Below are 19,748 nucleotides of genomic sequence, written 5' to 3' on the forward strand. Positions count from 1 at the left end.
GTTGTCCCACAGGCAACCAGCGAAGTTTCGCACGCGCACACCCGCCCGCGGCCGCACGGCGAGAACGGCGGCGGGCGGGTATCGCGACGACGACTACGCCTTGACCACGTACGGGGCGACGCTGCGGAGTTTCTCGCAGGTCTCCTCGAATTCCCTTGCCGGAGTGGACTGCGAGACGATTCCGGCTCCGGCGCGCAGCCACGCGCCATCGGGCGTCTGGTAGACCGCCCGCAGCACCAACGTCGCCTCCAGCGCACCGGTGTCCGAAACCGTCACCACCGCACCGGAATACAGCCCGCGCGAGTCGTGATCGAGCCGGAATACCGCATCGACCCCGTCGCGCTTGGGAATTCCCGACGCGGTCACCGAGGGGAACAGCATTTCCAGCGCCTCCCAGGGGCTTCGGCCGACGTCCAGGCGACCGCGCACGGTGGAGGCCAGATGCTGCACGCTGCCGCGCTCGCGCACGGCCATGAAGTCGGAGACGACCGTGGTGTCCGGCTCGGCGACCGCGGCGATCTCGGTGAAGGAGGTCTGCACCGAGATCGCGTGTTCGACGATCTCCTTCGGATCGGCCACCAATTCGGCGCGTGCGGCCGCGTCGGCCTCCGCGCCGCGGCCGAATGCCCTTGTCCCGGCGAGTGGTTCGGTGGTGACCATGCGCTCGCTGTCGACGGAGACCACCAGTTCCGGACTGTATCCGGCCGCCTCCAGCCCGCCCAGCCGCAGCAGGAACGACCTCGCCGGGGTGTTGTGCGCGCGGCCGAGCCGGTAGCTGGCGGGAACGTCCACCGGGAACGGCAGTTCCACCCGGCGCGAGAGGATCACCTTCTGATAGCGGCCGCCGCGGATCTCGTCCACCGCCACGCCCACCCGGTCCCGGTAATCGGTCGGATCGGCGGAGATGTCGACCGGATGCGCCCGGGGCAGCCCGGTGTCCTGCGCGGCCTCGATCAGCTCGCGGATCTCGGCGCTCTCGGAATCCGTTGCGCCGGAAACTCGCACGCCGTCGGCATCGATGCGAACTTCGATGCGGGGGATCATCAGATGGGCCAGCGGAGTGCGCTCGGGCAGATGCGCGGTCGCCTCCAACGCCCAAGCGCAGAACTCGAATCCGATCCAGCCGTAGGCATTACGCCCGGCCAGCGGCAGAGCGGCGAGCGCCCGGTCGATCACGTTCGCCGGGCGCCCCTCCCACGCCTGCGCCGAATTGCTTCCATCCCAACCGATCCGCAGCTCGGACGCGTCGAGTTCGACGCTGCCGATCGGATCGGCGGCGAACACCCACTCGCCCGGACGCTCGTACATCACGTACTCCCCGAACCGATCACAGGCAGCCAGCGCGGCCACCGCCGCGGCCGCATCGAATCCCCCGGCAGCGCCGCGATCCGCGGTGATCATCGCCCCCGGACCCTCTTCATATCCGATCCGCACGCGGTCGTCCGTGGTCGACACCCGATCCTCCAAGGTTATGCTTACCTAAACAACATGAGTGAGGTTAGCATTACCTGACCAATTTCTGCGTCTTTGGCTTCCGCTCCGCTCCGGCGCGTTCGCGGTCCCGGAGTCTCACCGCTCGGCCCCGTGTCGGGCACTCGTTCCTCGCACCCGCCACGCGTCCGAAACGGCGAGACGGGCCGCGAACTTGGGGGTGATTGGCGGAACGAGGTGTGGGCGTGCGCGTTGGCTCCGCCTCGCTGCGGCGGATTCACGGGACCTGAGGCTGCGAACTCCGGCATTGACGTCGCACCGGGCGGCGACACGGTGAACGTGGGCCTCGGCTTTCACCTCGCTGCGGCGGTTTCACGGGATCTGAGGCCGCGAATCTCGGTGTTGCGTTGTCCGGGACGCTGGAACCGGGTCAAGACTCCTTGCGAACCTCCTGCGCGAAATGCCCCGGCGGGGCTTCAATGGGATTTGCGCCACATTCAGGAGGTCCCCCGCCATGATCGATCACCGCCCCGACGTTCCGGCGCCGCCCGCACCGGACGGCGTCCCGCGGTCGGTGGTCGCCCTCGTCGACGCCGGTTCCACGGTGGAGCGCGAGCTGATCGGCGGTTGGCTGGCCGAGGGCGGTATCGACGCGGAATTCGGCGTCGACGCGCCGGTCACCCAGCTCGACCTGGACGCCGAGGCGGTGGCCCTGCGCCTGGTCGGCCGCCGGGACGATCCGCTGGTGGTGCCGATCCGGGTGCTGTGGCTGCCCGCGGAACGAGATGGCGTGCGCCGCACCACCTTCGCCGATCTGGTCACGCTCAGCAACCCCCGCCGTCCGCACCGGCTGCTGCAACGACGTCTGGTGCACCGGGCCCCCGATCGCCACCTGGTCCTCACCGGACAGCCCGCCCGCCTGAGCGAGCTGCGCGCGAACAACCCGGCCACCGCCGGATCCGCGGACACCTTCGCCCGCGCCATCGTTCGAGCCGGGGTCGTCGCGCTCGAACGCGCCGAACGGGCCGTCATCGGCGATCGCTACAAGGTGCCGCGCCTGGTCGCCGAGGAGATCCTGGACTCCCCGGACTTCCTGCGCCGCCTCGACGGCATCGCCGACCACATCGGGGCGAACCCGCGCGATGTGTACCGCCGTGCGGAGAAGGCGCTGCGCGAACTCGTCGCGGCGCAGAGCCGGCTGGTCTCGGACCTGTTCACCCAGGCCATGCGACCGGTGCACGCCTCGGCCTGGAAGGTCGACTACGACCGGTCCGGTCTGGCCGAACTGCGCCGGATCAACCAGGCGTATCCGCTGGTGTTCCTGCCCTCGCATCGCTCCTACGTCGACGCGTTCGTCCTCGGTGATGCGCTGGCCCGCAACGACTTCCCGCCCAATCACGTGATCGGCGGGGCGAATCTACGGTTCTGGCCGATAGGCCCGATCGCCCGGCGCACCGGCACGGTGTTCATCCGCCGCAGCTTCGGCGACGACGAGGTGTACAAGGCGGTGGTCGAGGAGTACTTCGCCTATCTGCTGGGCAAGCGGTTCAACCTGGAGTGGTACTTCGAGGGCGGGCGCACCCGGACCGGGAAGCTCCGCCCGCCGCGCTACGGACTGCTGAATTATCTTGCCGCGGCGATCCGTTCGCGCCGGATCGACGATGTGATGCTGGTGCCGGTATCGATCACCTACGAGCGGTTGAACGAGCTGGGCGCGATCGCCAGCGAACAGGCCGGGGGCGTCAAGAAGCCCGAGGGCCTGCCCTGGCTGGCGCGCTACATCCGCAGTCAGCAGCGATCGGCCGGGAACGTGTACATCCGCTTCGGCACACCGCTGTCCGCCCGAGAACGCCTGGGCGCGTACGGCGATCCGATGCTGCCCGCCGCGGCCGCGACCGAACCGATCACGCCGGAGGTGGCCGCACAGGAGCGAAAGGCCGTGCAGCTGTTGGCCTTCGAGGTGGCCGTAGGTATCAACGCGGTCACCCCGATCACGGTGAACGCCCTGGTCACCCTGGTACTGCTCGGCGTGCACGAGCGGGCGCTGACCCTCGGCGAGGTCCGCATGGCACTCGAGCCGGTCCGCGGCTACATCCGTCAGCGCGGGCTGCCCAGCGGTGAATTCGACACGGTGGACGACGATCTCGGCCTGGCCTCGGTGCTCGAGCAACTGTCCCTCGCGCGGGTGGTGACCGTCTATCGCGGCGGTGTGGAGCCGGTGTACTCGATCCAGACCGGCGCGCACCTGGAGGCGGCGTTCTATCGCAACAGCGCCGTGCACTGGTTCGTCAACCGCGCCATCGTCGAGTTGTCCGTCCTGGCCGCGGTCGAAGCGCCCGAGGGCGAGCAGCTCGACGCCGGATGGGACTCGGCCTACCGGCTGCGCGACCTGTTGAAGTTCGAATTCTTCTTCCCCGAACGCACCGAATTCGCCGCCGAGATGACCGCGGAAATGCTTCTGGCAGACCCGAATTGGCGCGATCGCACGGCCGACGGGACGGTCGGGACCGATATCCTGGCCGCCCTGTCCGATTCCGGATTCATCATGGCCCACCGCGTCCTGCGTTCGTTCTTCGACGCGCAGCTGGTAGTCGCCGAACGCCTTGCCGCACAGGATCCCGCGCCGCTGGACCGCAAACAGTTCATCGACGAATGTCTCGCGGTCGGCCACCAGATGCTGTTGCAGCAGCGCCTGCACAGTCCCGAATCGGTGTCCTCGGAATTGTTCGCCAGCGCGCTGAAACTCGCCGACAACCACGGCCTGCTGGATCCGGAGGGCGTCGATGTGCCCGCCCGCAGAAGGGCTTTCGCCGACGAACTGCGCGTCATCGGGGCACGCATCTCCCGCGCGGCCGCCCTGGACCCGTCGAATCGCACGGAGGCGCCGTGACCGCCTCGGGCGCCGCGGATTCCGGCGCGACGCGCACGCTCGACGAGGCGATAGCCGCCGTCCGATCCGGGCCGCAGGGCCCGCGGATCCCGGCCGTCTTCGATTTCGGCGGCACTGTCGTGCACGGCTTCACCCCGGATTCGGCGGTCCAGCGGCTGCTGCGCCGGGGCGTGCGCGCCGACCTCACGGCCTCGCTGCTGAACAATATTCGCGGGTCCCGCGCGGAGGGCGAATACGAGCGGTTCCTGCAGCGGGTGATGCGCCTGTGGGCCGGACACCCCGAGTCCGAACTCACCGACCTTGGCACGGAACTGTTCCGCGACACCATCCACGGCCATCTGTATCCCGAGGCGTGGCGGCTGATCCGCGCACACGAGGCCGCCGGGCACACGCTAGTACTGGCGACCTGCCTGTCCGCGTTCCAAGTGCTGCCCGCCGCAACGGAATTGGGCTTCCAGCACGTCCTGTACACCCGAATGGCGGTGCGGGACGGGGTACTCACCGGACACGTCGAAGGAAAACCGCTGTGGCGCAACGGTAAGGCCGATGCCGTGCGGCGGTTCGCGGCCGAACACGATCTGGACCTCTCGCGGGGCTACGCCTACGCCGACGCCGCTCCCGACATCCCCCTGCTCGAACTCGTCGCACATCCGACGGCGGTGAATCCGGGCCCGCGCATGGCGATGCGGGCCACCGAACAGGATTGGCCGGTCCTGTCCTTCCGCGCCCGGGGCGAGGCCGGTGCGCGCGATATCGCCCGCACCGCAGCAGGTTTCGCCGGTCTGCTCGGCGGTGCGATGGCCGGTGTGGCCACCGCGGCACCCACCCGCGACCAGCGGCGGATGGCCGATTCGATGATCACCCACGCCGCGAGCGGCACCCTGGGCGCGACGGGCGTGCACATGCGGATCACCGGCGCCGAATACGCTCGCGCACCCCGGCCGGCGGTATTCGTATTCAATCATCAGAGCCAATTCGACATGGTCGTCCTGGCCGCGGTGCTGGGCGCGGGCTTTACCGGAATCGTGAAGAAAGAAGTGACCAGCAACCCGGTGTTCGGGCCGCTGTTGCGTTTCGCGGGAGCGACTTTCATCGATCGCTCCGATACCGCGGGCACGCGTGCGGCGCTGGCCCCCGTGGTGGAAACGCTCCAGGCCGGGTTGTCGATTGTCATCGCCCCGGAAGGCACCCGTTCACTGACGCCGCGAGTGGGCCCGTTCAAGAAGGGCGCATTCCATATCGCCGCGCAGGCGGGAGTGCCGATCATTCCGGTGGTGATCCGCAATGCCGGCGAAATCGCCTGGCGTAATTCCGCGGTGGTGCGCGGTGGCACTGTGGATGTCGCGGTGCTGCCGCCGATCGATGTGAGCCGCTGGGATCCGGCCGATATGGACGCTGAGATCGAGCGGGTGCGGCAACTGTTCGTCGCGACCCTGCTGGACTGGCCCGCACCGGACGAGCGGCGCGCGCACCCGGCCCAGGGGCTCGCCGGACCCTAGACCTGCCGCCCGAACAGCAGCTTCCACGGCATCGCCGCCGACTCCAGCTGCACCTTCAGGCTCATCTTGGACGCGCCCTTGGTGCGCTCCTCGAAGCGGATCGGCACCTCGGCGATGGTGATGCCCTTCTTGATGGTCCGATGGTTCATCTCGACCTGGAAGGAGTATCCGTTGCTGCGGATCGAGGCGACGTCGATCGCGCGCAGGGTATCGGCCTTCCACGCCTTGAATCCGGCGGTGGCGTCCTTCACGCCCAGCCGCAGGATCAGATTCACGTAGAAGTTGGCCCAGGCCGACAGCGCCTTGCGGTACCACTTCCACTCCTCGGCGGTGGAACCGCCCGGAACGTACCGGGACCCGAGCACCACACCCGCCCCGGAGGTCTCCAGCTTGTCGAGCATCGCCGGAATGACCTCGGCCGGATGCGACAGGTCCGCGTCCATCTGGATGACGACCTCGGCCCCCTCGTCCAGCGCACGAGTGATACCCGCGATGTACGCGCGCCCCAACCCGTCCTTCTCGGTCCGATGCAGCACCCCGACCACATCCGGCAGCTCGACGGCGAGTTTGTCCGCGAGCTCACCGGTACCATCCGGCGAGTTGTCATCGACAACGAGAATATGCAGGTCAGAGATCGACAGCGAGGTCAGCCGCTCCACCGCCACGGGCAGGTTGTCCCGCTCGTTATAGGTCGGCACCACAACGGTCACCTTCAAGGGTCAGCCTCCCGCTCGTTCACGCGCGCGTGTGTACCCCCTGACCGTAGCTCATACGCCTTCCCCGCCCCTCAGCCGTGTAGTCCGCCTGTTCACCGCTCGTCGCGCGCGTCCTCGCGGGCGTTGCGGGCCCGCACGATCTCCAGGGCCCGTTCAGCAGTGGCCCGATCCGGATAGGGCCCCATGCGATCGGCGAACCAGCATCGTTTGCTCTGCTCGGCCCGACGATGCTTCAGGCAGTAGTACCAATCCGATTCGGAGTCGCCCATGCCCTCATGATCCCATCCCCGCAACCCCGCCGACACCCGTGCCCCGCAACGAGATCCGCACTCCACCCCGGCCTACGAACATCATCCGCTATATGAAATACCGCACAATGAATCATCCGGAATGAAAACCTCACCGACATTCGCCCGCGAAATAATGACACAACAACAATTCTCCGAATTACGGACAACCAGCGACAACACATTTTGTTGCCTGCCCCAACAATGCATCACATGATCATTGTGACGTCGGCCATGATTCGAACCGGAGCAATATGATCAGGCCCCGAAAAACAACGAAAGACCGCCCTCCCGACGACGTTGAAGTCGTGAGGAGAGACGGTCTCAGTGGCCAAGGCCGGGATCGAACCGGCGACCTTCCGCTTTTCAGGCGGACGCTCGTACCAACTGAGCTACCTGGCCGGGGGCACCCGAACGAATGCCTATACAGTCTTGCGACCCTGACGGGACTCGAACCCGCGACCTCCGCCGTGACAGGGCGGCGCGCTAACCAACTGCGCCACAGGGCCTTGCTCTGCTGCTCTCAACGGTGTTGCCACCGTCGTACCCCCTACGGGATTCGAACCCGCGCTACCGCCTTGAAAGGGCGGCGTCCTAGGCCGCTAGACGAAGGGGGCCCGCCGGATCTCTCCGGTCCGTACCTCAACGGCTTCCGTTGGGAGCTGGGATAGCTTATGACAGCTTCGCCGTGAAACCCAAATCGGCTGGTCAGGGAGTCACCGAGCCGACGTTGAGATCGTCCGGCCGGGCACTGGCCCGCCAGCCGACCACCCGGAACTCCTCGAGCCACTCCGGGGTGCCCATCGCCTCGACGACGATCTCGAGCGCCTCGGTGAACCGCATGCGCATGTCGACCGGGCCGCCGACCATATCGGTGACGTAGCGCTGTCCGGCCAGCGCCGCGGTGAGGGTGCGGGCGAACTTGTCCGGATCGGCGTCCTGGCGCAACTGCTTCTGATCGATCGCGCGTACCGCCAGCATCCGGATGGCGCGGCCCAGGATGCGCCCACCGCCCGCCTGCACGTCGCGATGGAATTCCGGCTCGATGATCAGCCGGAACTCCGCCTGGATGATGATGTCGTTGTCCAGGCGCAACGCGACCTCGTCGAGCATCCCCCGCAAGATGTCCAGGGGGCCGAGATCGGTTCTGCCGAGCCATCGTTCGATGCTGGCCCGATACCGCTCGACGGCGGCGTCCAGCACCGCGCGCGCCAGATCCTCCTTGGAGTCGAAGTGGAAGTACATCGCGCCCTTGGTCGCGCGGGATCCTTCCAGAATGCGGTTCAACGATGCAGCGGCATAGCCGCTTTTCCCGAATTCCACCGCGGCCGACCTGATGATCGCCGCGCGAGTCCGGCGGGCCCGCTCTTGCTGCCGTGCCATGCTCGAAACGCCTCCGAAGCTACTTACCGCCGCAGGACCCCCGTTGGGAACAGTCCTCGATGCGAGTTATGAGATTTTTTAATACCGAAATTCGGGCTACTGCCCTGTTTTCAAACTCTGAGTACGAAAAGTCGCGAGAAAACCTGAAACACACCGGCTGGTATAGTTCTCCGAGCCCGGGTGCGCCGCAGGGGGTGCGCACCCGGGCGTAATGTTCTTCGCGGGTCTGCCTCCTGCGACGGAATCTCCAGGGCCTCGCGAACGGCCGGACCGGTCGCGACGCAAGCGGGCACATCAACCATAGGCCGAATCCCCTCCCACCGGGCGCACCCGGTTCTTTCGGAATTCACCGACAGGTCACCGTACTCCGTATCGATGTCGATCGGAGCACCTACCGGAAAGTCAGTTCGCCCAATCCTCTTTCCGAAGTTTGCGGCAAATCTTCGGTTACCGCCTTCTCGCGACGTTCCTTTCGCGAATTCCACCATCCCACAGCATAGTTCGCCGCCGCCACACCCCGGCAGCCGCGAACCGACTCTGGCCGGACGCGCCACCCCACCGGCGGGCCACCTGTCGGGCCGATCCCTCGACACTCGCACCTCCACTACCAATTTCCTTGCCACGCACCGTGATTGGTTGATGTTTACATACTTCGCCGCTGAAACAAATTGGAAGTCAACGGGATTACCCCCGCACCCCCGAACGCGCCTGAGCGCAGACCCGGCCGCGCGGGTGGACGCCGGACGGGGCCGCCGGGATCCGATCGGCGACGCCGCCGGGCCGCACAGCGCTCCCGGAGATTTGCGCACACCGATCCCCAAGCCGTCGGCAACCGCGCCGACCAGCGCAGATCAACTCGCCGGACACCCGGGACGGATACCGGTTACCACTTCCGCGAGCCGACCATTAGACTTGCCACCCGCGCCCCTATAGCTCAGTTGGTAGAGCTACGGACTTTTAATCCGCAGGTCCCAGGTTCGAGCCCTGGTGGGGGCACTCGGGTCCGCCGGAGCACACGTTCCGGCGGACCTGTCGCGTATGTGACGAGATGCACTGTGGCCGTATCTGATCCGCTATAGGAGCGATTGTGTGGCTAATATTCTCGCCGCATGGGGACCTCGGGTGAGCGTCGACAGACGCCACACTCGGCAGGTCACAGGAACGCACCGGCAACCGAGCGGTAACGAGAACGTCGCTCGGGACGATGATCCCCACGGCGGCCTCACTCCACTTACACTCGTAGGCGTCGGCCGCACTTGTGCGAGCTCACAATCGGGGGACCGTGGGTCCGCCACCTGGCGACAAACCCCGTCCGATGCGTTTCGCATCACACCTACGGTGCCGTAAGGTATGGGCCGCAGTGCTGAGCCGTGAGGCGATGGACCAGAGGGGGGCCGACGAGCACGATGGCAGGACAAGACCGAAGGGCGTAAGTATGGCAAGGGATCTGACTCAACTCGAGCTGCTCAAGGAGTTGGAGCCGGTTGCCGAAGAGAACGTCAACCGTCACCTCTCGATGGCCAAGGAGTGGCACCCGCACGACTACGTGCCGTGGGACGAAGGCCGCAACTTCGCCGCGATGGGCGGTATCGACTGGGATCCGGAGCAATCGAAGCTCGGTGAGGTCGCCAAGGCGGCGATGGTCACCAACCTGCTCACCGAGGACAACCTCCCCTCCTACCACCGCGAAATCGCCGAGAACTTCTCCCAGGACGGCGCCTGGGGCACCTGGGTCGGCCGCTGGACCGCCGAGGAGAACCGCCACGGCATCGTCATCCGCGACTACCTCGTCGTCACCCGCGGCGTCGACCCCGTCGCCCTGGAGCAGGCGCGGATGATCCACATGACCAACGGCTTCGCCTCTCCCGCGGAGGTCGACGCCGGATTCCTGCACTCGGTCGCGTACGTGACCTTCCAGGAGCTGGCAACCCGTGTCTCGCACCGCAATACGGGCAAGGTGTGCGAGGACCCGATCGCCGACCGCATGCTGCAGCGCGTCGCCGCCGACGAGAACCTGCACATGATCTTCTACCGCAACATGTGCGGTGCGGCGCTGGACCTGGCGCCCGACCAGGCCCTCGACGCCATCGCGCTGATCCTGGAGAACTTCCAGATGCCCGGCGCGGGGATGCCCAACTTCCGCCGCAACGGCGTGCTGATGGCCAAGCACGGCATCTACGACCTGCGTCAGCATCTCGAGGAGGTCGTGCAGCCGGTGCTGAAGAAGTGGCGGATCTTCGAGCGCGAGGACTTCACCGCCCGCGGTGAGCAGACCCGCGAACGCTTGGCGGCCTTCCTGGACAAGCTGTCCAAGGATGTGATCAAGTTCGAGGAGCAGCGCGACCGCATGCTCGCGCGCGAGGCCGCCAAGCGCGAACGCGAACTGGCCACCGTCTCGGTGAGCTGAACCGATCCGAGGACGGGTTCGGTGTCCCTCCCACGACGGACACCGAACCCCCACGCCCGGTGCCGACCACGTGATCTCGGCCACTGACCTGCGGATGCGAGAATGGGTTCCATGACTGCGGTGATCGAGGCCAGGCCCCAGCTGCGAATCGGCCCCTACCCGGTCGATCCGCCCGTGGTGCTCGCTCCGATGGCCGGGATCACCAACGTCGCCTTCCGCACGCTGTGCCGGGAGTTCGGCAGTTCCACAGCGATCTACGTGTGCGAGATGATCACCGCGCGAGCGGTGGTGGAGCGCAACGAGAAGACGCTGCACATGATGGCGTTCGGGCCGGACGAGAGCCCGCGCTCGATGCAGCTCTACGGCGTCGACCCGAAAACCCTCGGCGAAGCGGTGCGAATCATCGTCGGCGAGGGGTGGGCCGATCACATCGACATGAATCTGGGCTGCCCGGTGCGCAAGGTCACCCGGCTCGGCGGCGGATCGGCGCTGCCGTACAAGCGGCGGCTGTTCGCGAACATCGTGCGGGAGATGGTCGCCGCCGCCGGCGAGATTCCGGTCACCTTCAAATTCCGCGTCGGCATCGATGAGGATCATCACACCTATCTCGACACCGGCCGCATCGCCGAGGCCGAGGGCGCCGCCGCGGTGTCGCTGCACGCGCGCACGGCCGCCCAGCTGTACTCGGGCAAGGCCGACTGGACCGCCATCGCCCGGCTCAAAGAGGCCGTCACCACCATCCCGGTCCTGGGCAACGGCGATATCTTCACCGCCGACGACGCCCTGCGCATGATGGCCGAAACCGGTTGCGACGGAGTCGTTGTCGGCCGCGGCTGCCTCGGCCGCCCCTGGCTGTTCGCCGAGCTGTCCGCCGCGTTGCGCGGCGAGCCCGTCCCCGAGGGCCCGGCGCTCGGCCGCGTCGGGGAGATCCTGATCCGGCACGCCGAACTCCTCGTCGAACACGACGGCCACGACAAAGCCATGCGCGATATCCGCAAACACATGGCCTGGTATTTCATGGGCTTCCCGGTGGGCTCCGAACTTCGCCGGAAATTCGCCACCGTCTCGAGCCTCGACCAGATCCGGGATCTGACAACCCGGCTCGACCCGGCCGCCCCCTTCCCCGCCGAGGCCGCCACCGGCCCCCGCGGCCGCCAGGGCTCCCCCCAGGCCAAGGTCTCCCTCCCCGACGGCTGGCTCGACGACCCCGAGGACGACACCGTCCCGCAAGCCGCGGACGTCATGCACAGCGGAGGCTGAGCGAAGGACCCGTTCCTCGTCCGAATCGTCTCCGACGAGGGCCCGTACACGCCTGAAACGGTCGCGTTCAGGTATTTCTTCGCGGTCGGTCATTATCATCGACACGGTTTTGCTCTCGGCGCGGTTCCATCGTCGGCACTAGGCGAGGTGAGGTTCGTTGATGGGCGACGACGATCAGGGCGGGGAATTGCCGCTTCCGATCGGGCGGGCTCCGTGGGAGCGCCCCGGTGCGCTGGGAGGTGCGGCCGGCCGCTCGGGTGGTTCCGGAGATACCGCGGAAACCTGGTATGCGACATATTTGCCGAATTCGGCGGGATCGGCCGATTCCCCGGAGGGCCGGGGTCTCACCGCCGCCGCACTTGTGGATGCGAGTCCCGGCATCGAGCGCGGCGAATCATCCGGGGACTTGGTCACGGACCGATGGGACACGACTCGAGATGCGCCGACCGCTTCGTCGCGGAGCACCGAGAATCCCTCCACCGGAACACAATCCGATGACACGTCGGCGCAAGCTCCGGATCTCGACCCGATCGAATTCACGGCGCCGGAATCCACTGGCGGCAGACCACTTTCCCCGATCCCGCGCACGGACGATCGACGCGGCAGACGTGGACACCGGTTGCGCGTCGCCGGACGCACGATCATCGCGCTCGCCTCGGTGGCCGCCCTCGTGCTCACCGGGGCGGGCTGGAACTACCTGCGCGCCACCGACAAAGGCTTCACCAAGGTGCAGGCGCTGGATGTCGGATCACATGACATCGTGGATCCGGTCGGCCAGTTCGGCGACGAGAATTTCCTGATCGCGGGCACCGATTCACGCGCGGGCGCCAACAGCACCGTCGGCGCGGGCACCACCGCCGACGCCGAGGGCGCGCGCTCGGACACGGTCATGCTGGTGAACATCCCGGCGAATCGCAAACGCGTTGTCGTGGTGTCGTTTCCGCGCGACCTGGACATCACCCGCCCGGTCTGCGCGGGCTGGAACAACGATCAGGGGAAGTACACCGACGCGGACTACCCCTCGGCGATGGGCGACAAGCTCAACGGCGTCTACGCCCTGGGCGGACCCAAATGCCTGATCAAGGTTATCCAGAAACTGTCCGGGCTGAAGATCAACCATTTCGTCGGGCTGGACTTCACCGGATTCGAATCGATGGTCGACACCGTCGGCGGCGTGGAGGTGTGCACCGCGACGCCGCTCGTGGACACCGAACTGGGCACCGTGCTGGCCAACCCCGGCCGTCAGGTCCTCAACGGCGTCACCGCGCTGGACTACGTGCGCGCCCGGCACGTCATCGGCGAGGAACGCAGCGACTACGACCGCATCCATCGGCAGCAGCTGTTCCTGTCCTCCCTGCTGCGCGGCGCGCTGTCGAATCGGGTGCTGTTCGACCCGGTCAAGCTGAACAGATTCATCGCGGCGTTCACCTCGCACGCCTTCATGGACAACGTGGACACCCAGGATCTGCTGATGCTGGGCCGGTCGCTGCAGAAGGTGGCGGCCGGTGCGATCACGTTCCTGACCGTGCCGACGGCCGGCACCACCTCCTACGGCAACGAGATCCCCCGAGAATCGGATATCAAGTCGATCTTCCGCGCCATCATCGACGACGATCCGCTGCCCGGCGAACACCACACGCCCGATCCGGCCCCCGATTCGGGCGCGCCCGCGCCGCCCCAGCTCACCGCCGTCGACCCGACGACGGTATCGGTGCAGGTGTCCAATGCCTCGGGCCTCTCGGGCGCGGCTAGCTCGACCGCCAGGAAACTGGCCGCACCGGGTTTCCAGATCTACAGCGTCGACACCTACCCAGAGGGCACCCTGTCCTCGACGCTGGTGCGGTATTCGAGCGGCCACCAGGACGAGGCCGCGACGGTGGCCGCGACGCTTCCGGGGGCGAAACTGCAGGTCACCTCGGATCTGGGCAGTATCATCCAGGTCGCGCTCGGCAAGGATTTCACCGGCCGGGTGCGCACCCCGCCGACGTTCGGCACTCCCCTGCCGACCATCGCCTCGGCCCCGCCCGACAGTGCCGACCCGGCGAATTCGGTCACACTTCCCAGCGATCTCGAACACGTCAACGCCGCGGACGACAACTGCCGCTGAGATGCCGCTACCTGCACAGATGTCATGACAGCGGGAATCACCAGTGATTCATCCACCGTTCGTGACTTGGTCAGCGCCGAGAGCTAGTGTTTCGTTTCATGCGTGTCATCTACAACGAGCAAATGGGCGAACTCGCCACCATGCTGGGAGAAATGGCCGGTATGGCGGGTTCGGCCATGGACAGGGCGACGCAGTCGCTCCTGCAGGCGGATCTGGCACTCGCCGAACAGGTGATCACCGAGTCCGACCGGATCGCCGAGATGATCACGCTCGCCGAGGAGCGGGCATTCGCACTCCTGGCCCTGCAGGCACCGGTCGCGGGTGATCTGCGCCAGGTCGTCAGCGCCATCCAGATCGTCGCGGATGTGAATCGCATGGGCGCGCTGGCGTTGCACGTGGCCAAGGTCGCCCGTCGGCGTCACCCCAATCACGCGCTGCCCGAGGCCGTCAACGGCTACTTCGCCGAGATGGGCCGGATCGCGGTGAGTATGGGCGCCGCGGCCAGGGAGGTGCTCGAGTCTCGCGACCCCGAGCGCGCCGCACTGCTCAACGAGGACGACGAGGCGATGGACGATCTCCATCGTCACCTGTTCTCCCTGCTGATGGACCGCGAATGGAAGCACGGCGTCGCGGCCGCGGTCGACGTCACGCTGCTGGGCCGCTACTACGAGCGGTTCGCCGACCACGCCGTCGAGATCGGCCGCCGGGTGGTCTTCCTGGTCACCGGCGTCCTGCCGCCGGACCAGGAGGATACGGACAGCTGAAGGATCTGAGGCCCAGCTACCCGGAAGCCACCTACCTGCCGCCAAATCCGCTGTTGCGCTGCGAATCCAGACCGATAGGTACCCGATTCGCAGCGCAACAACTGACTTCGGCAGCGCAACAACTGATTTCGTCAGTACAGGGGTAACTCACCGGGGACGCCCGAAAGCCGCCCGAACGCCGGCCCGACACACTCGAGCCTCCCCGCACTCAACGACACGCTGAGGTCGCGGGGAGGCGGGGGAGTAGTTGCGGCGGTCGGCCGTACCTACCCGAAACGGCCGGAGATGTAATCCTCCGTGGCCTTCTGCGAGGGGTTGGAGAAGATCTTCTCCGTCTCATCGATCTCCACCAGGTTGCCGGGCTTGCCCTGCTCCTTGAGGTTGAAGAAGGCCGTCTGATCGCTCACTCGGGCGGCCTGCTGCATGTTGTGGGTCACGATGACGATGGTGTACTGCTTCTTCAGCTCGGAGACCAGATCCTCGATCGCCAGGGTGGAGATCGGGTCCAGCGCCGAACAGGGCTCGTCCATCAGCAGCACGTCGGGCGAGACCGCGATCGCGCGGGCGATGCACAGACGCTGCTGCTGACCACCGGACAGGCCGCCGCCGGGCTTGTCGAGCCGGTCCTTGACCTCGTTCCAGAGGTTCGCGCCGCGCAGCGACCGCTCGGCCACCTCGGCCAGTTCCTTCTTGTTGCGCACGCCCTGCAAACGCAGTCCGGCCACTACGTTGTCGCGAATCGACATGGTGGGGAACGGATTCGGGCGCTGGAACACCATGCCGATGGTGCGGCGCACGCCGACCGGGTCGATCGTCGCGCCGTAGATGTCCTCGCCGTCCAGCAGCACCGCGCCCTCGACGCGGGCGCCGGGGGTGACCTCGTGCATGCGGTTCAGCGAGCGCAGCACCGTGGACTTACCGCAACCGGAGGGACCGATGAAGGCGGTGACGCTGCGGGGCAGCACGGTCAGCGAAACATCGGAGACGGCGTGGAATCTGCCGTAGTAGATGTTCAGATCTTTGACGTCGATCCGCTTGGCCATGTCGTTATTCCGTTCGCTTCTATCGGTTCCGCGTGAGCAGCTTGTTGACGACCGCGGCCCCCGCGTACAGCAGGGCGATGATCAGGATCAGCGTCAGCGACGCACCCCACACCCGGGCCACACCGGCGGGCTGCGGGTTGGACAGCTCCTGGTAGACCAGCAGCGGCAGCGAGGCCATGTTGTCCTTGAAGATATTGAAGTTGATCGACTTCGAATATCCGACCAGCACCAGCACCGGCGCGGTCTCACCCATCACGCGGGCCACGGCCAGCAGCATGCCGCTGATCATGCCGGGCAGTGCAGTCGGTATCACGATCCGCACGATGGTCTTCCACTTCGGGATGCCCAATGCGTAGGAGGCCTCGCGCAATTCGTCGGGGACCAGCTTGAGCATCTCCTCGGTGCTGCGCACCACCACCGGCAGCATCAGCAGCACCAGGGCGAAGGACACGGCCAGCGCGCTCTGCTGGAACTTCAGCGTCGCGATCCACAGCGAGAACACGAACAGCGCGGCCACGATCGAGGGCACGCCGGCGAGGATGTCGACCATGAACGTGGTGACCTTGGCCAGCCGGCCGCCACCGTATTCGATCAGGTAGACCGCGGCCATCACGCCCAGCGGGATGGCGATGATCGCCGCGACGACCGCCTGGGCGACCGTGCCGTAGATGGCGTGGTACACGCCACCGGCGTACTGCTCGGGCAGCACACCGTACTGGGAGTTGGTCCACCAGCCGCTGCGGGTGATCGAGCTGATGCCCTTGCTCACCACCACGATGAGCACCCACGCCAGCGGCACCAGGGCGATCCCGAAGCACAACCACATCACCAGCGTCGCGATGTTGTTGCGGATCTTGCGGCCCAGCGAGATCTCCCGGAAGGCGGGGGCCTTGATGGGCTTGTCCAGTGTGGCTGTGGTCATCACCCGTTCACCTTCCCGCCCGCGGCGACCCGGGCCAGCGCGTTGACCACGAAGGTCAGCACGAACAGCACGAAGCCCGCGGCGATGTAGGCGCCGGTCGGCAGCGCCTGGCTGAATTCCGAAGCCGCCGAGGCGATCTTGGACGCGAAAGTGTATCCGCCGTCGAACAGCGACCAGTGGCCCGGCTGCTGCGCGGTGCGCAGCACGATCAGCACCGCGATGGTCTCACCCAGGGCGCGCCCCAGGCCGAGCATCGACCCGGCGATAACGCCGCTGCGACCGTAGGGCAGCACGGTCATCCGCACCACCTCCCATTTGGTCGCACCCAGCGCCTGCGCGGCCTCGATGTGCGCGCGCGGCGTGAGATTGAAGACCTCGCGGCTGACCGAGGTGATGATCGGCAGGATCATCACGGCCAGCACCACACCGGCGGTGAAGACCGTGCCGCCGCCGTCGATCGAGACGTTGCCCACCTTGAACAGGAAGAACCAGCCGAAGGTGTCGTTGAAGAACTTCTCCACCGGCACCAGCTTCTCGGCGAGCACCAGGAAACCCCACAGACCGAACACGATCGATGGCACCGCCGCCAGCAGGTCCACCAGCATCGAGAACGGGCGGGCCAGCGCCTTGGGCGCGTACTGGGTCAGGAACAGTGCGATACCGACGCCCACCGGCACCGCGATCACCAGCGCCATGAGCGCGCTCATCACCGTGACCATGAACAGGTCTGCGATGCCGAACTTCAAGTTGTTGGCATCGTTGGTGTTGAACTGCCCGCTGGTGAAGAAGTTCGCTTTGTTCGCACCGATCGAGGGCACCGCCCGGATCAGCAGGAACAGCGCGATCAGCGCGATGGCGGCGACGATCGTCGCACCCGCCGCGGTGGCCAGCGACCGGAAGATCAATTCCGGTGTTCTGCTGACGCTCGCTCGGGAGGACTTCGCCGGATCGGTGTCGGGATCACTCGGCATTCGAGCAGTATCTCCGCCCGCCCGCAGGCCGGTCGATTCCGACTGGCCTGCGGCGGTGACATCGTCGTGCACGGTCATGGGATGGCAGCTATCAGGAGATGGCGTTGATGGCGGTGGTCAGCTTGGTCTTGAACGAATCCGGCAGCGAGATGTACCCGGCGGTGTCCAGACCGACCTGACCGTTGTTGACCGCGGAGGTCAGGAACGCCTTGACGGCCTTGGCGGTGTCGGCGTCCTTGTACTTCGAGCAGACCACCTCGTAGGTGCCGAGCATGATCGGGTACGCGGCCGGGTCGGTCGGGTTGTAGAACGACGAGGTGTCCAGCACCAGATCGTTGCCCTGACCCTTGACCTTGACGCTCGCGACGGCCTTGCTGGCCGAATCGGTGGTCAGCTCGACCGGCTTGACCGACGCGTCGGTCAGGATGCGCGCGATGTGCAGGTTCTGCGCCTTGGCGAAGGACCACTCGTTGTAGGTGATCGAACCGGGAGTGCGGTTGATCGCCGCGGACGTGCCGTCGTTGCCCTGCGCGCCCTCGCCGACGCCGCCGTTGAAGACCTTGCCCGCACCCTTGCCCCACGCGCCCTTGGACGCGGCGGTCAGGTACTGCTGGAAGTTGTCGGTGGTGCCGGACTGGTCGCTACGGAAGACCACGTTGATCGGCAGATCCGGCAGCTTGTCGGCGATGCCGGTGTTGAGCGCCTTGATCGTCGGGTCGTTCCAGTTCTTGATCTGGCCGCTGAACACCTTGGCGGCGGTCGGGCCGTCGAGCACCAGGTTGTCCACGCCGGTGATGTTGTAGGTCACGGCGATCGGGCCGAAGACGGCCGGCAGATCCCACGCGGTCGAACCGCACCTTGCCGCGGCCTTGTCGACCTCGCCCTTCGCCGCGGACAGCGGGGAGTCCGAACCGGCGAAATCGGTTTGGCCGCCGATGAAGTCGTTGATGCCCGCACCCGAACCACTGCCGGTGTAGTCCAGCTTGTAGCCGTCGCAGTTCTGCTGGTAGGCGGCGATGAAGCGGTCCATGGCGTTCTTCTGCGCCGTGGAACCACTCGCCTTGAGCGCCTTCTTGCCACCGCAGTCGACGTTGACCTTCGCAGCGGTGCTACCGGTCGTCGCGGTGTTGTTGTCGCTGCCACAGGCCGACAGGGTCAGGGCGCCGGCCGCCGCCAGTACGCCGATGAGAGCGCTGCTGCGCTTGAGATTCACCAATTCCTCCGGTAACGCTCGAGACACGCCCGATCCCTCAACGACCGGACGGGTACCGTGGTGGCTGTTCACAGAACGCGCGCACCGGGCAGCGGGTACTGCCCACAAGTAACGTAGGTTCGGCCGGTTGACAGTTGGACCTGGGCAAGTGAACGGGGAGTGAACAAGATGGCGCTATTACGAGCTGAAGCTGTGATATTTGCCGCAGTGTTACCAGAATCCCCCGGAAAGCCGTCGAGCGAACTACCGCAACCGAATTCGGCGCGGGGTCACGGCGCGGCGTAGGCCGCGTCGACGTGCGAGGTGCCGAAGCCCAGCCGGGTGTAGGTGTGCACCGCCGCGGTGTTGTCCGCCTCGGTATAGAGCAGCACCTCGCCGAGACCGCGATCACGCAGGTAGTGCAGGCCCGCGAGAGTCAGCAGCCGCCCCAGACCGCGCCCCTGCGCCGCCGGATCGATGCCGACCACGTACACCTCGCCCACCGGCGCTTGCGCGCTCTCCGAGTCCGCTGCGTCCCCGGCGTTCTCCGAGGCGTCGTGCACCTTGGTCCAGTGGAAGCCCAGGATGCGTTCGGGCCGTGCGGTATCCACGGCGATGAACAGGCCCTTCGGGTCGAACCAGGACGATTCGCGACGCACCGCGACATCCTCCTCGGACCAACCGCCCTGTTCGGGATGCCAGTCGAACGCCGCGTTGTTCACCCGCAGCAGCTCGGCGTCGTCGGCCGGACCGGCGTAGGTACGCAGGGTGATTCCGGACGGCACCGCCAGTTCCGGTAGCTCGGGAGTTGCCAATGGACGTCGCATCTGCCACAACTCACGCGCCACACTCAGCCCGAGACGTCCGGCCACGGCG

15 protein-coding genes and 4 tRNA genes are annotated in these 19,748 nt (G+C 66.7%); 7 read left to right on the forward strand and 12 right to left on the reverse strand.

What is annotated here, in order from left to right:
• Nucleotides 1–93: 93 nt before the first annotated feature.
• Nucleotides 94–1,455 (reverse strand): salicylate synthase, encoded by a 1,362-nt coding sequence (locus NM2_RS18030; protein WP_067670063.1) that lies wholly within the window; start codon nucleotides 1,453–1,455, stop codon nucleotides 94–96.
• Nucleotides 1,456–1,945: 490 nt separating this feature from the next.
• Between NM2_RS18030 and NM2_RS18035 the strand changes: the two genes are divergently transcribed.
• Together NM2_RS18035 and NM2_RS18040 are read left to right on the forward strand one after the other, a co-directional pair.
• A complete protein-coding gene (locus NM2_RS18035; RefSeq protein ID WP_084531196.1) occupies nucleotides 1,946–4,321 on the forward strand; it encodes a glycerol-3-phosphate 1-O-acyltransferase in 2,376 nt (791 codons plus the stop codon).
• Nucleotides 4,318–5,820: an HAD-IB family hydrolase gene (locus tag NM2_RS18040; protein ID WP_067670065.1), complete on the forward strand. Its 1,503-nt coding sequence runs from the start codon at nucleotides 4,318–4,320 to the stop codon at nucleotides 5,818–5,820. Before NM2_RS18035 ends, NM2_RS18040 begins: the two co-directional genes overlap by 4 nt.
• Here NM2_RS18040 and NM2_RS18045 read toward each other — a convergent pair.
• The 6 genes from NM2_RS18045 to NM2_RS18065 all read right to left on the reverse strand — a co-directional run bounded on the left by NM2_RS18045 (nucleotide 5,817) and on the right by NM2_RS18065 (nucleotide 8,206).
• Nucleotides 5,817–6,518, reverse strand: coding sequence for a polyprenol monophosphomannose synthase (locus tag NM2_RS18045; protein WP_067670105.1), 702 nt, complete (start codon nucleotides 6,516–6,518; stop codon nucleotides 5,817–5,819). The two genes, NM2_RS18040 and NM2_RS18045, sit on opposite strands and share 4 nt — an antisense overlap.
• A 110-nt stretch (nucleotides 6,519–6,628) precedes the next feature.
• Nucleotides 6,629–6,805, reverse strand: a complete 177-nt coding sequence (locus NM2_RS50215; protein WP_169816186.1) for a hypothetical protein — start codon at nucleotides 6,803–6,805, stop codon at nucleotides 6,629–6,631.
• A gap of 346 nt (nucleotides 6,806–7,151) precedes the next feature.
• A tRNA-Phe gene (locus NM2_RS18050) sits at nucleotides 7,152–7,225 on the reverse strand.
• 33 nt (nucleotides 7,226–7,258) lie between these two features.
• Nucleotides 7,259–7,332 (reverse strand) — tRNA-Asp (locus NM2_RS18055).
• A gap of 35 nt (nucleotides 7,333–7,367) precedes the next feature.
• Nucleotides 7,368–7,440, reverse strand: a tRNA-Glu gene (locus NM2_RS18060).
• Between the two features lie 91 nt (nucleotides 7,441–7,531).
• On the reverse strand, nucleotides 7,532–8,206 hold the full coding sequence (locus NM2_RS18065; RefSeq protein WP_067670067.1) for a TetR family transcriptional regulator: 675 nt from the start codon (nucleotides 8,204–8,206) through the stop codon (nucleotides 7,532–7,534).
• A gap of 923 nt (nucleotides 8,207–9,129) precedes the next feature.
• On the opposite strand from NM2_RS18065, the gene NM2_RS18070 reads away from it, so the two are divergent.
• From NM2_RS18070 to phoU, 5 genes are all read left to right on the forward strand, one after another.
• A tRNA-Lys gene (locus NM2_RS18070) sits at nucleotides 9,130–9,202 on the forward strand.
• A gap of 439 nt (nucleotides 9,203–9,641) precedes the next feature.
• Nucleotides 9,642–10,613, forward strand: coding sequence for an acyl-ACP desaturase (locus NM2_RS18075; RefSeq protein ID WP_067670069.1), 972 nt, complete (start codon nucleotides 9,642–9,644; stop codon nucleotides 10,611–10,613).
• Between the two features lie 141 nt (nucleotides 10,614–10,754).
• Nucleotides 10,755–11,873: a tRNA dihydrouridine synthase DusB gene (gene dusB, locus NM2_RS18080; RefSeq protein WP_218025947.1), complete on the forward strand. Its 1,119-nt coding sequence runs from the start codon at nucleotides 10,755–10,757 to the stop codon at nucleotides 11,871–11,873.
• A 160-nt stretch (nucleotides 11,874–12,033) separates the two neighbouring features.
• A complete protein-coding gene (locus NM2_RS18085; protein ID WP_067670073.1) occupies nucleotides 12,034–13,980 on the forward strand; it encodes an LCP family protein in 1,947 nt (648 codons plus the stop codon).
• A gap of 98 nt (nucleotides 13,981–14,078) precedes the next feature.
• Nucleotides 14,079–14,744, forward strand: a complete 666-nt coding sequence (gene phoU, locus NM2_RS18090) for a phosphate signaling complex protein PhoU (protein ID WP_067670075.1) — start codon at nucleotides 14,079–14,081, stop codon at nucleotides 14,742–14,744.
• A 266-nt stretch (nucleotides 14,745–15,010) separates the two neighbouring features.
• Here the strand turns inward: phoU and pstB are convergent, their stop codons facing one another.
• The 5 genes from pstB to mshD all read right to left on the reverse strand — a co-directional run.
• Nucleotides 15,011–15,787 (reverse strand): phosphate ABC transporter ATP-binding protein PstB, encoded by a 777-nt coding sequence (gene pstB, locus NM2_RS18095; RefSeq protein ID WP_067670077.1) that lies wholly within the window; start codon nucleotides 15,785–15,787, stop codon nucleotides 15,011–15,013.
• A gap of 19 nt (nucleotides 15,788–15,806) precedes the next feature.
• Nucleotides 15,807–16,709 carry a phosphate ABC transporter permease PstA gene (gene pstA, locus NM2_RS18100; protein ID WP_067670079.1) on the reverse strand — a complete coding sequence of 301 codons (903 nt, stop codon included), beginning with the start codon at nucleotides 16,707–16,709 and terminating at the stop codon, nucleotides 15,807–15,809.
• On the reverse strand, nucleotides 16,709–17,680 hold the full coding sequence (pstC, locus tag NM2_RS18105; protein WP_245718094.1) for a phosphate ABC transporter permease subunit PstC: 972 nt from the start codon (nucleotides 17,678–17,680) through the stop codon (nucleotides 16,709–16,711). Before pstC ends, pstA begins: the two co-directional genes overlap by 1 nt.
• A gap of 91 nt (nucleotides 17,681–17,771) precedes the next feature.
• Nucleotides 17,772–18,893, reverse strand: coding sequence for a phosphate ABC transporter substrate-binding protein PstS (gene pstS, locus NM2_RS18110; RefSeq protein ID WP_067670083.1), 1,122 nt, complete (start codon nucleotides 18,891–18,893; stop codon nucleotides 17,772–17,774).
• 269 nt (nucleotides 18,894–19,162) lie between these two features.
• Nucleotides 19,163–19,748, reverse strand: a 586-nt coding sequence (gene mshD, locus NM2_RS18115; protein WP_067670107.1) for a mycothiol synthase, incomplete at its 5' end; no start/stop codon positions are given.

Origin of the sequence: Nocardia miyunensis NBRC 108239, assembly GCF_001613065.1 — a bacterium.
GTDB classification, from domain to species: Bacteria; Actinomycetota; Actinomycetes; order Mycobacteriales; family Mycobacteriaceae; genus Nocardia; species Nocardia miyunensis.

Bases quoted from the DNA above. Each gene is read 5' to 3' on its own strand.
- NM2_RS50215 (WP_169816186.1), bottom strand. From the start codon at position 6,805: ATGGGCGACTCCGAATCGGATTGGTACTACTGCCTGAAGCATCGTCGG.
- pstB (WP_067670077.1), bottom strand. From the start codon at position 15,787: ATGGCCAAGCGGATCGACGTCAAAGATCTGAACATCTACTACGGCAGA.
- NM2_RS18075 (WP_067670069.1), top strand. From the start codon at position 9,642: ATGGCAAGGGATCTGACTCAACTCGAGCTGCTCAAGGAGTTGGAGCCG.
- pstA (WP_067670079.1), bottom strand. From the start codon at position 16,709: ATGACCACAGCCACACTGGACAAGCCCATCAAGGCCCCCGCCTTCCGG.
- NM2_RS18035 (WP_084531196.1), top strand. From the start codon at position 1,946: ATGATCGATCACCGCCCCGACGTTCCGGCGCCGCCCGCACCGGACGGC.
- NM2_RS18065 (WP_067670067.1), bottom strand. From the start codon at position 8,206: ATGGCACGGCAGCAAGAGCGGGCCCGCCGGACTCGCGCGGCGATCATC.
- pstC (WP_245718094.1), bottom strand. From the start codon at position 17,680: ATGCCGAGTGATCCCGACACCGATCCGGCGAAGTCCTCCCGAGCGAGC.
- phoU (WP_067670075.1), top strand. From the start codon at position 14,079: ATGCGTGTCATCTACAACGAGCAAATGGGCGAACTCGCCACCATGCTG.
- NM2_RS18085 (WP_067670073.1), top strand. From the start codon at position 12,034: ATGGGCGACGACGATCAGGGCGGGGAATTGCCGCTTCCGATCGGGCGG.